A 14991-nucleotide genomic window follows, 5' to 3' on the forward strand; every position below is an offset into this window, starting at 1 on the left:
CGGCGTGATCCGGATCGAGTTGGACGAAGCCTCGCTGGGGGCCACCCGTATCGCCATCAGCCCGCTGTGGGACGCGTTCTGCAGCATGCACCTGGCGTTGCCGCACCGCACGCCCTCGTGGCCGTACGAGGAATGGGTCGTCCGGGCCCGCGAGGTGCTGCGCGAGGACGAGCGGACGCGGCCGCTGCGGCTGCTGACCCATGGGCCGCACGGCTTCCCGGACTTCCTGCTGCCCCGGCCGGTCGGGGCCTCGTCCGTCGATACGGAGCTGGACATCATCCGGACCACCCCGGCCGATGTCGTACGGGCGGGGGTGCGGGAGCACTACGCGGGGATGGAGGACCACCCGTTCGTCCGGCCGTACGTGGACGACCCCGAGGCCGCCTGCGCCACGCTCGCCGAGGCGTACGCGGCGTACTGGGAAGGCGTGCTGGAGCGGCACTGGCCGACCATGCGCCGGCTCGTCGAGGACGAGGTGCTCGTCCGGGCCCGGACCTTCGCGACCGAGGGCGTCGACGCGCTCTTCGCCGGGCTGGAGTCCCGCGCCACCTGGAAGCCCCCGGTGCTGGAGCTGACCAAGCACATAGAGGCCGACTACCGGGCCGGTGAGCGGCGGCTGCTGCTGGTCCCGCTCGTCTTCGCCGAGGGCTGCCGGCTCTACTCCACCGACGACCCCGAGGTCCTCGCCGTCTCCTTCCAGGCCCGGGGCGCCGCCGCCCTGCGCGACCGGTCCGCCGAGCCGGGCGCGGAGACCGGAGACCGCCTCGGGCTGCTGCTCGGCCGGGGCCGCGCCTCGGTCCTGCGCCAGCTCGGTGGCCCCCTCACCACCGCCGGGCTGGCCGACCGGCTCAGCCTCGCCCCGAGCACGGTCTCCGAGCACCTCTCGGTGCTCGCCGACGCCGGTGTGGTGACCCGGCACCGGGTCGGCCGCAGCGTCTACTACCAGCTCACGGACACCGGCCGGTCGCTGCTCGCCCTGCTGGCCGGTGAGGACGTGCTGCGCGCGGTGTCCTGACCCGAGGCGGGTGCGGGGGACGATTCGGGAGCGCCCGAATCGATGGCCGGGTGTGGCCGTGGGCTCCTAGCGTCACCGCCATGCCTGCCACCGACACCGAAGCACCGCCCGCCATCGAAGCGGTCGGCCTCCGCCGTACCTACACCACCCGCACCGGATTCCTGCGGCCGCGTACCACCGAGACCGAGGCCGTCCGCGGAATCGACCTCCAGGTGGCGCGCGGCGAACTCTTCGGCCTGCTCGGGCCCAACGGCGCGGGCAAGACCACCACCATCAAGATGCTCAACACCCTGCTGCTGCCCACCTCCGGCACCGCCCGGGTGCTGGGCCACGACGTGGCGCGCGAGCCCGTCGCCGTACGACGCAGGATCGGGTACGTCTTCGGCGGCGACCGGGGCCTGTACGACCGGCTCACCGCGCTCGACAACCTCCGCTACTTCGCCGAGCTCCACGGCGTCGAACCCCGCGACCAGCGCCGCCGGATCGCCGAACTCCTGGAGCTGGTCGGCCTGCTGGGCCGGGAGAAGGAGCGGGTGGAGGGCTATTCGCGCGGTATGCGGCAGCGCCTCCACATCGCCCGCGGCCTGCTGCACCGGCCCGATGTCCTCTTCCTCGACGAGCCCTCGATCGGCGTCGACCCGGTCGCCGCCCGCGATCTGCGCCGTACGGTGGCCGACCTCCGGGCCGACGGCACCACCGTGCTCCTCACCACCCACTACATGGCCGAGGCCGACGAACTGTGCGACCGGATCGCGGTGATCGCGGGCGGCACGATCCGGGCGCTCGACACCCCCGGCCGCCTCAAGTCCCGCGTCCAGGAACGGGACATCCTGGAGATCGAGGCGTACGGGGCGGGCGCCGATCACCTCGACCGGATCCGCGCTCTGCCCGGCGTGCGGGGCGCGGCGACCGAGGAGCGCGGCTCCCTCCAGATCCTCACCGTGCAGGCGGACCGGGAAGCCGACCTGCACGCGCCGGTGCTCGCCGCGCTGAGCGGGATCCGGATCGGACGGGTCGTCACGCGTGAACCGACCCTGGAGGACGCGTATATCGCGATCGTGGAGGAGGCGGACGCGGCCCCGGACGCGCCCGCCCGAGAGGCGGCCTCGGCATGAGCGCCATGAGGGCAGCCACGAGAGCCACGAGAGCCACGAGAGCCATGAGGGCAGCCACGAGAGCGGAGAGCCGGATGCCTTCCGCCGCCCGCGTGTTGCGGCTGACCTGGGCCGGAGTGCGTACCCATGTCTCGTACATGAGCCGCTCGCCGCTGGAGATCACCTTCGCCGTACTGGTCCCGCTCGTCCACGCCACCCTCGCCGTCCACCTGTTCCGGGCCGCCGACGATCCGGACCGGCTGCTCACCGCCGCCGTCGGGGCGGGGCTGATGGGCATCTGGTCGTCGGTGCTGTTCGGTTCGGGCGGCGCCGTGCAGAACCAGCGCTGGCTCGGCACCTTGGAGACCCTGGTCGCCTCGCCCACTCCGCTCGCCCTGGTGCTGCTGCCGATCACGCTCGCCACGGCCGTCATCGGCACGTACGCGATGGGGGCGACCGTCCTGTGGGGCGCGTTCCTCTTCGACGTACCGCTCGACTTCGCGCACCCGCTGCTGTTCCTGGTGGCCGTCCCCGTCTGCGTGTTGTCCCTGGGGATGATGGGGCTGCTGCTGGCCGCCACGTTCGTGCTGCTGCGCAATGCGAACGCGCTCGCCAACCCGCTCGACGCGCCCGTGTGGCTGTTGTCAGGGATGCTCGTCCCGGTCACCGTGCTGCCCCAGTGGACGCTTCCGGTCTCCTGGGCCCTGCCCACCACCTGGGGATCGCGGGCCGTGCACGCGGCCACCTCCGGCGGGGCGGGCGCCGCCGGGGTGCTGGTGCCGATGGCCGCCGCCCTCGCCCTCGGAGCGCTGTACGCGCTGGTCGCCGTGCTGGTCCTCGGACGGGTCGAGCGCCGCGCCCGGGCCGCCGCCACCCTCTCGCTCGCCTGATGATCAGGAGCCGCCGCATGCCCGTCACACCGGTCACACCAGTCACACCTGCACCTTCAGCCTCGGAAGACCCGGCCACCCCACAAGCACTGGCCGCCCTGCAAGCCCCAGCAACCCCACAAGCACTGGCCGCCCTGCAAGCCCCAGCAACCCCGCAAGCCCCGGCCGCCTCCGCCCTCAGTACCCTCCGCCTGGTCCTCGTCGGCGGAGCCATCTCGTACCGGGCGCTGTTCAACTGGACGACGCCGCCCATGTTCATCGGCACCTTGCTGGTCGGACCGCTGCTCCAGCTCCTCTTCTTCGTCTTCCTCGGGCGGGAGCTCCAGGTGGCCGACGACCACTTCTATCTTCTCGGCAACGCGGTGCTCGCCTCCTCCACCGCCTGTGTCTACGGCGGCACCATGGCGATCTCCAACGAACGCAGGTACGGCACCCTGGGCGCCGTCCTCCTCAGCCCCCGTCACCGGACTCCGCTCTGGATCGGCCGGGCCCTGCCCTATGTCCTCAACGGCCTTCTCATCAGCGCCTTCACGCTGACCGTCGCTTCCCTCCTGCTCGGTCTGCGGATTCCGCTCGGCGCTCTGCCGGGGCTCGGGGCGGTGCTCCTCGCGGCCGCCGCCGGGTGCTCGGCGTTCGGGCTGGCGCTGGGGGCGCTCGGGCTCCGTTTCCGTGACGTGTTCCTGATCTCCAACGTGGCCGGATCCGTACTGCTCCTGCTGACCGGAGCCAATGTGCCGCGCGCCGCGCTTCCCGACTGGATGCGGACGGCCGGTGACGCCCTGCCGCTGACCCACGCCATGGAGGCCGCCCGCGCGCTGGCCGCGGGCGGCGGGCTCGACCGGGCGCTGCTCGGGGCGGAGCTGCTGGTCGGGGCCGGGTACGCGGTGCTCGCCGTACTGCTCCTGGCCGTCTTCGAGCGGGGCAGCCGCCGCCGGGCGACCCTTGACGTCATGTGACGGCCCGGGTACTCCCGGTGGGCGTGTGCTGTTCACCCGGGGTTCGTGTCGTCGATGCCCCGGGGTGGCAGCCTCCCCCGTGACCGGGCGGGTACGGCAGGAGCGAGGGGTACGGGTACGACATGGAGAGCGTCGCAGCAGTCTTCGCCGGTACGGCCTTCGCGCTGTTCGGTGCCGCCCTCCTCCTCTGGACCGGGGCGCGCGCCCTGCACCGCGCGCCGGTGCTGCACGGTGTGAGCCCCGTCGCCTCCACCGCACTCACGACACTTTTCGGCGTAGTTTTCCTCGCCCTCGGCGTGTGGTGCTTCACGCGCCTCTGATCCCTGCCCCCGCCGGGGCCGCGCCCGGGGCTGCGGCTTTTCCGGGGCGCCGGACGATCACCGCGACCGCCCCGGAAAAGCCGCAGGCCCGGGCTGTGCGCAGCGCGGACCCGACGGTCCGGGCGGCAGGAATGGCGGAAGTCGGGTTACCGTTCGAGTGGCCGTTGCGGGCTTTTGCCGTTTGACACGGGGGCGGGTTGTACCGTCACACTCCGCAGCGACAGCACCGCGGGAAGCGTCTCGACGCTGCCCGGATGCCCATCGAGTGTCGACCGGAGAGAAGAGCGAAGTTGTCCCCGACCAGCGAGACCGCACAGGGCGGCCGCCGACTCGTCATCGTCGAGTCGCCTGCCAAGGCGAAGACGATCAAGGGCTATCTCGGCCCCGGATACGTCGTCGAGGCGAGCGTCGGGCACATCCGCGACCTCCCGAACGGCGCGGCCGAGGTCCCGGACGAGTACACCGGCGAGGTCCGCCGCCTCGGGGTGGACGTCGAACACGACTTCCAGCCCATCTATGTCGTCAACGCAGACAAGAAGGCCCAGGTCAGGAAGCTCAAGCAGCTGCTGGCCGAGTCCGACGAACTCTTCCTCGCCACCGATGAGGACCGCGAGGGCGAAGCCATCGCGTGGCACCTCCAGGAAGTGCTGCGGCCCAAGGTCCCGGTCCACCGGATGGTCTTCCACGAGATCACCAAGGACGCGATCCGGTCCGCCGTCGCCAACCCGCGCGAGCTCAACCAGCGCATGGTCGACGCCCAGGAGACCCGCCGTATCCTCGACCGTCTCTACGGCTACGAGGTCTCGCCGGTCCTGTGGAAGAAGGTCATGCCGAAGCTGTCGGCGGGCCGCGTCCAGTCCGTCGCCACCCGCCTCGTCGTCGAGCGGGAGCGCGAGCGCATCGCCTTCCGCTCCGCCGAGTACTGGGACCTGACCGGAACGTTCGCCACCGGCCGTACCGGTGACGCCTCCGACCCCTCGACCCTGACCGCCCGCCTCAGCGCGGTCGACGGCCGCCGGATCGCCCAGGGCCGCGACTTCGGCCCCGACGGGCAGCTCAAGCCCGGTTCCGCCCAGACCCTGCACCTGGACGAGGCGAACGCCCGCGCTCTGGCCGCCGCGCTCGCCGACTCCTCCTTCGCGGTCCGGTCCGTCGAGTCGAAGCCGTACCGCCGCTCCCCGTACGCCCCCTTCCGGACGACGACCCTCCAGCAGGAGGCGAGCCGCAAGCTGGGCTTCGGGGCCAAGGCGACCATGCAGGTGGCGCAGAAGCTGTACGAGAACGGCTTCATCACCTATATGCGTACCGACTCCACGACCCTCTCGGACACCGCGGTCTCCGCGGCCCGGGCCCAGGTCACGCAGTTGTACGGGGCGAACTACCTGCCCGAGAAGCCGCGTACGTACGCCGGGAAGGTCAAGAACGCGCAGGAGGCGCACGAGGCGATCCGCCCCTCCGGCGACCGCTTCCGCACCCCCGCCGAGACCGGCCTCACCGGCGACCAGTTCCGCCTCTACGAGCTGATCTGGAAGCGGACCGTCGCCTCCCAGATGAAGGACGCGACCGGCAACTCCGTCACCGTCAAGATCGGCGGCCGGGCGAGCGACGGCCGGGACGCCGAGTTCTCCGCCTCCGGCAAGACGATCACCTTCCACGGCTTCATGAAGGCGTACGTGGAAGGCGCCGACGACCCGAACGCCGAGCTGGACGACCGCGAGCGGCGGCTGCCGCAGGTGACCGAGGGCGACGCGCTGTCCGCCGAGGAGGTCACGGTCGACGGGCACGCCACCAAGCCTCCGGCCCGCTACACCGAGGCCTCGCTGGTCAAGGAGCTCGAAGAGCGCGAGATCGGCCGCCCGTCGACGTACGCCTCGATCATCGGGACCATCCTGGACCGCGGCTACGTCTTCAAGAAGGGCACGGCACTCGTCCCGTCCTTCCTCTCCTTCGCCGTGGTCAACCTGCTGGAGAAGCACTTCGGCCGACTCGTCGACTACGACTTCACCGCCCGTATGGAGGACGACCTCGACCGCATCGCGCGGGGCGAGGCCCAGTCCGTGCCGTGGCTGAAGCGTTTCTACTTCGGAGCCGCCGCCTCCGGTGACGACCCGGCCGGCGCGGGCTCCGCGTCCGACGCGGGCAACGGCGACGGCGACCACCTCGGCGGGCTGAAGGCGCTGGTCACCGACCTCGGCGCGATCGACGCCCGGGAGATCTCCTCCTTCCCGGTCGGCAACGACATCAAGCTCCGCGTCGGCCGCTACGGCCCGTACATCGAGCGGGGCGAGAAGGACGCCGAGGGCCACCAGCGCGCCGACGTGCCCGAGGACCTGGCCCCCGACGAGCTCACCGTCGAGCTGGCCGAGGAGCTGCTGGCCAAGCCCAGCGGCGACTTCGAGCTGGGTGCCGACCCGGTCAGCGGGAACCAGATCATCGCCAAGGACGGCCGCTACGGCCCGTACGTCACCGAGGTGCTGCCCGAGGGGACGCCGAAGACCGGCAAGAACGCGGTGAAGCCGCGGACCGCCTCCCTCTTCAAGTCCATGTCCCTGGACACGGTCACCCTCGCCGACGCCCTCAAGCTGATGTCGCTGCCGCGTGTCGTCGGTACCGACGCCGAGGGTGTCGAGATCACCGCGCAGAACGGCCGCTACGGCCCGTATCTGAAGAAGGGCACCGACTCCCGGTCGCTGACCTCCGAGGACCAGCTCTTCGACATCACCCTCGAAGAGGCCCTCGCGATCTACGCCCAGCCCAAGCAGCGCGGCCGGGCCGCGGCCAAGCCGCCGCTGAAGGAGCTGGGTACCGACCCGGTCAGCGGTGCGCCGGTCGTGGTAAAGGACGGCCGCTTCGGCGCGTACGTCACCGACGGCGAGACCAACGCGACGCTGCGGACCGACGACAGCGTCGAGGACATCACGCCGGAGCGCGGCTACGAGCTGCTCGCCGAGAAGCGCGCCAAGGGACCCGCCAAGAAGAAGACGGCGAAGAAGGCCCCGGCCAAGAAGGCGACGGCGAAGAAGACGGCCGCGAAGAAGACGACGGCCACCAAGACCACGGCCGCCAAGAAGACCGCGGCGAAGAAGACGACGACCAAGAAGACGACGACAGCGGTAAAGAAGACGACGGCAGCGGTAAAGAAGACGGTGGCGAAGAAGACCGCCTCTTCTGCTGCCTCTTCCGCGGCTTCCTCCTCCTCCTCGGAGGACTGACCGGTTCTCGTCTGACGTACCACCGCTGCCCGGCACCTTCCTTCAGGTGTCGGGCAGCGGTGGTACGTCGGGGCCCGTGAGCGAGCTGGCCGGAAGTCATCTGCGGCCATATGTTCGGACGGGCCGACAGCCACCGCACCGCTGCCGATAGGCTGGGCGGATGACGCGAGCCGAGCAGCCAACGGTCGTGAGCCCCACCTCCGACACACTTGCCGCAGACTCACGCGAGCGCGCCGTACGAGCCCTGTTGCGTGTTCCCCCGCTGAAGCGGTTGTGGAGCGCCCAGCTCGTCGGCGGTATCGGCGATGCACTCGCCCTTCTCGTGCTGGTGCTGTTGTCGCTGCAAGCAGCGGTCCTGGAGGGCTCACTCGGAGCCGGATACCGCGGGGCGGCCTTTGCCGTCGCCGCCGTGTTCGGTGCCCGGATCCTTTCCACCGTGCTCTTCGGAGCCGTACTCCTGGGGCCGTTGACGTCGCTCACGGCACCCGGCGGGAAACTGGACCGGCGATGGCTGATGATCGGGACGGACGGGCTGCGGCTCGCCCTGCTGATCATCGCTCCGCTGTGGATCGACTGGGTGCCCGACAAGGCGCTCATGATGATCCTCATCACCGCCTTCGTGACCGGTGGAGCCGAGCGCCTGTGGACGGTGGCAAAGGAAAGCGCCGCGCCTGCGCTGCTGCCCGACCCGCCCCTTGAAGGCGCCGCCGTCCGTCCGCTCCCCGACCACCTCGACGCCCTGCGCAGGCTGTCGCTCCGTACGAACTTCCTCGCCGTCCCCGCCGCCGCCGTGGTCCTGCTGGCCGCCACGCTGGTCGGCAACCTCCTCGGCACGGGCCTGGAGTGGTTCTCCTTCCACCAGGCGGCCCTGGGTTCGTATGTCGCGGCCGGTCTGTTCTCGGCCTCCATCTCCACCCTGTACTTCCTCGAACTGCCCGACACCCAGACCCCCCGGCCGCGCTCGCCCCTGGAAGGCCTGCGCCGCCCCACCACCGGCAGCGGCCCCGACAAGGGCCGCACCGGCGCCCTCCCGCTGGTCGTCGCCGTCTGCGCCGCCGTCGCCGGAGCGATCGCGGCGGCCGCCGCCGTATCCGTCCTGCACGCCTACGACCTGGGCGGCGGACCCGTCACGTTCGCGCTGCTGATCCTCGCGCTGACCGGGGGCACGGCGCTCGGCATCCGTACCGCCCAGAAGGTGCTGCCCGCCCTGTCGCGGCGCCGTCTGCTCGCGCTGGCCATCGCCGTCACGGGCATCGCGCTCCTCGCGCTCGGCCTGGTGCCGGACACGGCCACCGGGCTCGCGATCGCGCTGCTGGCCGGTTACGCGGCCGGGGTCGCCGCCAACATCGGCCACGCGATCATCGACCAGGAGACCGAGGCGCCCCGGCAGGCCCGGACCACCGAGCACCTCCAGGCCCTCGTCCGGGTGCTCGTCGCGCTCGGCGCGGTCGCGGGCCCGCTGCTCGCCGCCGCGATCGGGCAGCACCGCCTGGCCGCCGGCAGTTTCGTCTTCGCCCACGGCGGGGCGGCCTTCGCGCTGATGCTGATCGGCGCACTGCTCCTGCCCGTCGCCGCGATCGTCCTGGCCAAGACGGACGACCGGGCGGGCGTACCGCTCCGCCGCGACCTGGGCGAGGCCCTGCGCGGCGGCGACCCGGCGGTCGCCCCCGCGGCCACCGGCTTCTTCCTCGCCCTGGAGGGCGGTGACGGAGCGGGCAAGTCCACCCAGGTCGAGGCACTCGCCGACTGGATCCGCGCCAAGGGCCACGAGGTCGTCGTGACCCGCGAGCCCGGGGCCACCCCGGTCGGCAGGCGGCTGCGGTCGATCCTGCTGGACGTCTCCTCTGCTGGGCTCTCCAACCGCGCCGAGGCGCTGCTGTACGCCGCCGACCGCGCCGAGCACGTCGACTCCGTGGTCCGCCCGGCGCTGGAGCGGGGCGCGATCGTCATCTCCGACCGCTACATCGACTCCTCCGTCGCCTACCAGGGCGCCGGACGCGACCTGGCCCCGACCGAGATCGCCCGGATCTCCCGGTGGGCGACGAGCGGCCTCGTACCGCATCTGACGGTGCTGCTGGACGTCGACCCGCAGACCGCGCGGGAGCGGTTCACGGAGGCGCCGGACCGGCTGGAGTCGGAGCCGGTGGAGTTCCACGAGCGGGTACGGTCCGGGTTCCTCACCCTGGCCGCCGCCGACCCGACGCGCTACCTGGTGGTGGACGCCGGGCAGGAACCGGAAGCGATCACCACCGTCGTACGCCACCGGCTCGACCGGCTCCTGCCGCTCTCCGAGGCCGAGATCGAGGCCATCGAGGAGGCGCGGCGCAAGGCCGAGGAGGAGGCCCGGCGCAAGGCGGAGGAAGAGGCCGCCCGCAAGGCCGAGGAGGAGCGCCTGGAGAAGGAGCGCCAGGAGCAGCTCGCCCGGCTGCGCGCCGAGGAGGAGGAGCGCAAGCAGCGCGAGCTGGAGGAGGCCCGCCGCCGCGAGGCCGAGCGCCAGGCGGAGGAGGCCCGGCAGCGCGCCGAGGAGGCCCGCCGCCGCGCCGAGGAGGACCGTCGTCGGCTGGAGGCCGAGGAGCGGGTCCGCGAGGCCGAGCAGGAACGCCTCCGCAAGCAGGCCGAGGAGGAGGCCCGGCAGCGCAAGGAGGCCGAGGCGCTCCGCCTGGAGAAGCAGCGGAAGGCCGAAGAGGCGCTGGTACGGGCCGAGGAGGCGCGGCGCCGTGCGGAGGCCGAGGCAGCCGCTCGTACGGAGGCGGCTCGGGCGGAGGCGGAGCGCGCGGAGGCGGAGCGGGCTGCGGCTTCTCGTGATTCCCGCGACTTCCGTGACTCCCGTGATTCCCTTGACTCCCGTACGGAGTCGTCGTCGCGGTCTGAGGGGCACGGGCCCACCGTTCCGGAGAACGAGCTCACGGTGCCCACGCCGATCGTGAACCCGAACGAGATCACGCAGCCGGTGCCCACGGCGCGTCCGGAGGAGGGCGAGCCGTCCGGCCGCCGTCCTTCCGCTTCGCCTTCGGGTTCCGCCTCGGGTTCGGGTTCCGGGGAGGACGAGACGGCGATGCTGCCGCGGTTCACGGAGGAGCGGCCGGGATCGGGCACACGTGATGCGCGTGACGCCCGTGACGTGGACGAGACGGCCGTGCTGCCGCCGGTTCGCGGTGATCAGCCCTCCGACCGGGTGCCCAAGGGGTTCTTCCGGGACGAGGCTCCGGCCTCCCCGCCGGCGGAGAGCGAGACCGAGCGCACCCGGGAGCTGCCACAGATCGAGGACCCGCGGGCCGCGCCCCCGGCCGGTGACGTGTCTCGCGGTCGCCGCACCAAGCGGCCCCGTCCGGACTGGGCCGAGGAGACCCCGCTGGACGATCTGCCGACGCTGGCGGACGAACTGCTCGGCGGGCATGAGGACGACGATCCGACGGATGGCAGGGGCCGGGGCCGCCGCCCGCGCGGCTGACCCGTACGTGTTCGGAGCCCGGCCCGTCCGCCCCGAGGGGTGGGCGGGCCGGACTTGTCAGTGGCGTCCCCCACAATGGAATCCAATAGGTGATTCGACAGGGAATCCGACAGGTGATTCGACAGGTCGAATCACATGGAATCCGACGACGGAATCCCGCGACGGGAAGGGCGGTGACCGATGACCGTATGGGACGACCTGGTCGGGCAGGACCGGGTGAGGGAACAGCTCGCCGCTGCCGCCAAGGACGCCGATGCGCTGGTCACGGCCGTCTCCGACCGGCAGCCGGTGGAGCAGGGCTCGAAGATGACCCATGCCTGGCTCTTCACCGGACCGCCGGGTTCCGGACGGTCCACCGCCGCCCGGGCCTTCGCCGCCGCGCTCCAGTGCACCAGCCCGGACCGGGCGCTGGGCGGGGAGCCCGGCTGCGGGTTCTGCGACGGCTGCCACACGAGCCTGATCGGTACGCACGCCGACGTCCAGATCATCCGTACGGACCTGCTCTCCATCGGTGTGAAGGAGACCCGCGACCTGGTCCGCCGCGCCCAGCTCTCCCCGGCGGTCGGCCGGTGGCAGGTCATCGTCATGGAGGACGCCGACCGGCTCACCGAGGGCGCGGGCAATGTGCTGCTGAAGGCGGTGGAGGAGCCCGCGCCGCGTACGGTCTGGCTGCTGTGCGCCCCCTCGCTGGAGGACGTGCTGCCCACGATCCGCTCGCGCTGCCGCCATCTGACCCTGGGGACACCCCCGGTGGAGGCCGTGGCGGACGTCCTGATCCGCCGTGACGGGGTCGATCCCGAGCGGGCGCACGCCGCGGCGCGGGCCACCCAGGGGCACATCGGCCGGGCGCGCCGCCTGGCCACGGACGAGCGGGCGCGGGCGCGGCGGGCGGCGGTGCTCAAGGTCCCGCTGCGGATCGCCGATGTCGGCGGCTGCCTCAAGGCGGCCCAGGAGCTGATCGACACGGCCACGGACGACGCCAAGCAGATGGCGGAGGAGGTGGACGTCAAGGAGACCGAGGACCTCAAGGCGGCGCTCGGCGGGGTGGCGGGCGGCCGGATGCCGCGCGGCACGGCGGGGGCGATGAAGGAACTGGAGGACAAGCAGAAGCGCCGCAAGACGCGTACCCAGCGCGACAGCCTGGACCTGGCGCTCACCGAGCTCACCGGCTTCTACCGCGATGTGCTGGCGCTCCAGCTCGGTTCGCGGATCGCCATCGCCAATGTGGACGTGCAGGACTCGCTGGACCGGATCGCGGAGTCGTCGACGCCCGCGCAGACGCTGCGCAGGATCGAGGCGGTGATCGCGTGCCGGCAGGCGATGGACCGCAATGTGGCACCGCTGCTCGCGGTGGAGGCGATGACGATGTCACTGAGAGCGGGCTGAGAGCGGGACGAGGGGAACAGCCCGGCCAAGGCCCGGTTCACCCGATTGAGCAGGGAATCGGACGACAGGTCACCCGCCGGATACGCTCCCAGAATGAAGACCAGGCGCCTCCTCCGCACCTTCGCCATCGGGATCGGCACTGCCGGCCTGCTCATCTCCGGCTGCAGCGCCGGAGGCTCGTCACCGAACGCCTCGGCCACCGGCACAGCGGCGCCGGAGGGGCTGTCGGCGTACTACGCGCAGAAGCTGAGCTGGCGTGACTGCGGGGTGGAGGGGTTCGAGTGCACGACGATGAAGGCGCCGAGGGACTACGACAAGCCGGACGACGGTGACATCGACCTCGCCGTCTCCCGCAAGAAGGCCACCGGCCCAGGCCAGCGGATCGGCTCGCTCCTGGTGAACCCGGGCGGCCCCGGCGGCTCCGCGATCGGCTACCTCCAGGGGTACGCGGCACTCGGCTACCCGGCCCCGGTCAGGGCCCGCTACGACATGGTGGCCATCGACCCGCGCGGGGTGGCCCGCAGCGAGCCCGTGGAGTGCCTGACGGGCAAGGAGATGGACGCCTTCACACAGGTCGACCAGACCCCGGACGACGAAGCGGAGGTCCGGAAGCTCAGCGCGGCCTTCGAGAAGTTCGCGCAGGGCTGCGAGAAGCGGTCCGGCGAGATCCTCCCGTACGTCTCCACCGTCGACACGGCCCGTGACATGGACGTCCTGCGGTCCCTGCTCGGGGACGAGAAGCTGCACTACGTGGGCGCCTCGTACGGGACCTTCCTGGGTGCCACGTACGCGGACCTCTTCCCGGAGCGGGCCGGACGCCTCGTCCTGGACGGGGCGATGGACCCCTCCCTCCCGGCCGTCGACATGAACCGCGACCAGACGGCTGGGTTCGAGGGGGCGTTCCAGTCCTTCGCCGCCGACTGCGTCAAACAGCCGGACTGCCCGCTCGGTACGACATCCACGGCGGACGCGGCGACCGAGCTGAAGCAGCTCTTCACGGACCTGGACGCGAAGCCGATCCCGACCGGCGACGACCGCCCGCTCGGCGAGTCCCTGGCCATCACCGGGGTGATCGCGGCGATGTACGACGAGGCGGCCTGGCCCCAGCTGCGCGAGGCGCTCGCGGGCGCCCAGCGCAGCGACGGCTCCGGCCTCCTCTCGCTGGCCGACAGCTACTACGAGCGCCAGCCGGACGGCACCTACGAGAACCTGATGTTCGCCAACGCCGCCGTGAACTGCCTCGACCTGCCGCCCGCCTTCGACAGCCCGGACGCGGTGGAGAAGGCGGTCCCGGACTTCGAGAAGGCCTCCCCGGTCTTCGGCCGCGGCTTCGCCTGGGCCTCCCTGAACTGCGCCTACTGGCCCACCAAGGCCACCGGCACCCCCCACCGCACCGAGGCAAAGGGCGCCGACCCGATCCTCGTGGTCGGCACCACCCGCGACCCGGCCACCCCCTACAAGTGGTCCGAGGCCCTCGCCGGCCAGCTCTCCTCCGGCACCCTGCTCACCTACGACGGCGACGGCCACACGGCGTACGGCCGGGGCAGCGACTGCATCGACACGGCGATCAACACCTACCTCCTGGAGGGCACCCCGCCCACCAACGGCAAGAAGTGCCGCTGACCACCCCTTGACCTGCACAGACGCCCCCGGGAGTGGCCGGTACGGAGCACTCCCGGAAACTGTGTAGACTTGGCCCCGCTGCTGATCGCACCATAGTGCGACGGGGCACGCCGCCTTAGCTCAGTTGGCCAGAGCAACGCACTCGTAATGCGTAGGTCTCGGGTTCGAATCCCGAAGGCGGCTCAGTGGAAGACCAGGTCAGATACCCTCTGGCCTGGTCCTTTTCGTTTTTGGCTCGTATCCGGGATCGTCCGTGCGCGGCGGGGTCTTTGCCGCGGGGATGCTGCTTGCCTACGGGCAGTCCTCCTCGAACTTCACTGCGGTGAACTCGACCGGCCGGCCGTTCAGTACGGCTCCGGGGGAGGGGGACTGGGTGCAGACCTGCCAGTTGCTCTCCAGCAGGACCATGCGGTCCTGCGTCGCGTCCTTCGTCGTGATCGAGGTGTTCGGGGCCAGGGCGCCGCGGGCCACCTTGAGCGACTCTCCGACCAGGTCCGGCATCTTGCCGCCCGCCGACTCGGGGGGCTTCGCGTCGTCGGTGGGGCAGGTCTCCTCCAGCTTCACCGTGCCGAAGTCCAGGGTGGTGTCGGTGGGGGCGACCTTGCCGGACGCGATGTTCTGGGAGCAGACCTTCCAGTTCCGGTCGAGCGCCTGCATGCGTCCCCGGCCGGCGCTGTCGTGGGACTTCAGCGAGTAGAAGCCCTCTGCCTGGGCGGCATCCTGCGCGGATTGGAGGCCCATGCCGACGAAGTCGGGCACCGCCTTGGACTCGGTGGGCTCGTCCTCCTTATCGGGCGGTGCGGCGGAGGGGTCGGTGGCTGGGGGAGGTGTGGGCTTCGTGTCCGTGGTGGGCGGGTCGCAGCCGATGAGTGTCAGGGTGGCGAGACAGGCGAGCGCGGCGGTGAGCGTGCGGGTGTTCACGTCGTCCCCCTTGGGTGGTTCATGGAGGCATGACCGTAGCGAGCCCTATGTGCCCCGGGGGGCCGGATGTTTCGGTGGTGACGGATTTGTGACCAGGCGGCGGGGGGAGAGGGAGGGGAAGTG

10 protein-coding genes and 1 tRNA gene are annotated in these 14991 nt (G+C 71.7%); 10 read left to right on the plus strand and 1 reads right to left on the minus strand.

Annotated elements, in window-relative coordinates:
• Positions 1–4 precede the first annotated feature (4 nt).
• From ACFW9Z_RS12620 to ACFW9Z_RS12665, 10 genes are all read left to right on the plus strand, one after another.
• Positions 5–1015, plus strand: a complete 1011-nt coding sequence (locus tag ACFW9Z_RS12620) for a winged helix-turn-helix domain-containing protein (protein WP_384638553.1) — start codon at positions 5–7, stop codon at positions 1013–1015.
• Positions 1016–1095: 80 nt separating this feature from the next.
• On the plus strand, positions 1096–2130 hold the full coding sequence (locus ACFW9Z_RS12625; RefSeq protein ID WP_384638556.1) for an ATP-binding cassette domain-containing protein: 1035 nt from the start codon (positions 1096–1098) through the stop codon (positions 2128–2130).
• Positions 2131–2204: 74 nt separating this feature from the next.
• On the plus strand, positions 2205–2999 hold the full coding sequence (locus ACFW9Z_RS12630) for an ABC transporter permease (RefSeq protein ID WP_384638559.1): 795 nt from the start codon (positions 2205–2207) through the stop codon (positions 2997–2999).
• 17 nt (positions 3000–3016) lie between these two features.
• Positions 3017–3955 carry an ABC transporter permease gene (locus ACFW9Z_RS12635; protein WP_384638562.1) on the plus strand — a complete coding sequence of 313 codons (939 nt, stop codon included), beginning with the start codon at positions 3017–3019 and terminating at the stop codon, positions 3953–3955.
• A 122-nt stretch (positions 3956–4077) separates the two neighbouring features.
• Entirely contained in the window at positions 4078–4275 is a 198-nt protein-coding gene (locus ACFW9Z_RS12640; RefSeq protein WP_384638565.1) for a hypothetical protein, read from the plus strand.
• A gap of 290 nt (positions 4276–4565) precedes the next feature.
• Positions 4566–7487: a type I DNA topoisomerase gene (gene topA, locus ACFW9Z_RS12645; protein WP_384638568.1), complete on the plus strand. Its 2922-nt coding sequence runs from the start codon at positions 4566–4568 to the stop codon at positions 7485–7487.
• 160 nt (positions 7488–7647) lie between these two features.
• Positions 7648–10938, plus strand: a complete 3291-nt coding sequence (gene tmk, locus ACFW9Z_RS12650) for a dTMP kinase (RefSeq protein WP_384638570.1) — start codon at positions 7648–7650, stop codon at positions 10936–10938.
• Positions 10939–11118: 180 nt separating this feature from the next.
• Positions 11119–12324 (plus strand): DNA polymerase III subunit delta', encoded by a 1206-nt coding sequence (locus ACFW9Z_RS12655; RefSeq protein ID WP_384638572.1) that lies wholly within the window; start codon positions 11119–11121, stop codon positions 12322–12324.
• Positions 12325–12417: 93 nt separating this feature from the next.
• On the plus strand, positions 12418–13947 hold the full coding sequence (locus ACFW9Z_RS12660; RefSeq protein ID WP_384638575.1) for an alpha/beta hydrolase: 1530 nt from the start codon (positions 12418–12420) through the stop codon (positions 13945–13947).
• A gap of 109 nt (positions 13948–14056) precedes the next feature.
• Positions 14057–14130: transfer RNA gene (locus ACFW9Z_RS12665), tRNA-Thr, on the plus strand.
• A gap of 108 nt (positions 14131–14238) precedes the next feature.
• Here ACFW9Z_RS12665 and ACFW9Z_RS12670 read toward each other — a convergent pair.
• Complete coding sequence (locus ACFW9Z_RS12670; RefSeq protein WP_384638578.1) at positions 14239–14868, minus strand: hypothetical protein; 630 nt, start codon at positions 14866–14868, stop codon at positions 14239–14241.
• Positions 14869–14991: the final 123 nt, after the last annotated feature.

Source organism: Streptomyces sp. NPDC059452 (assembly GCF_042750035.1).
In the GTDB taxonomy this organism is placed as follows: Bacteria; Actinomycetota; Actinomycetes; order Streptomycetales; family Streptomycetaceae; genus Streptomyces.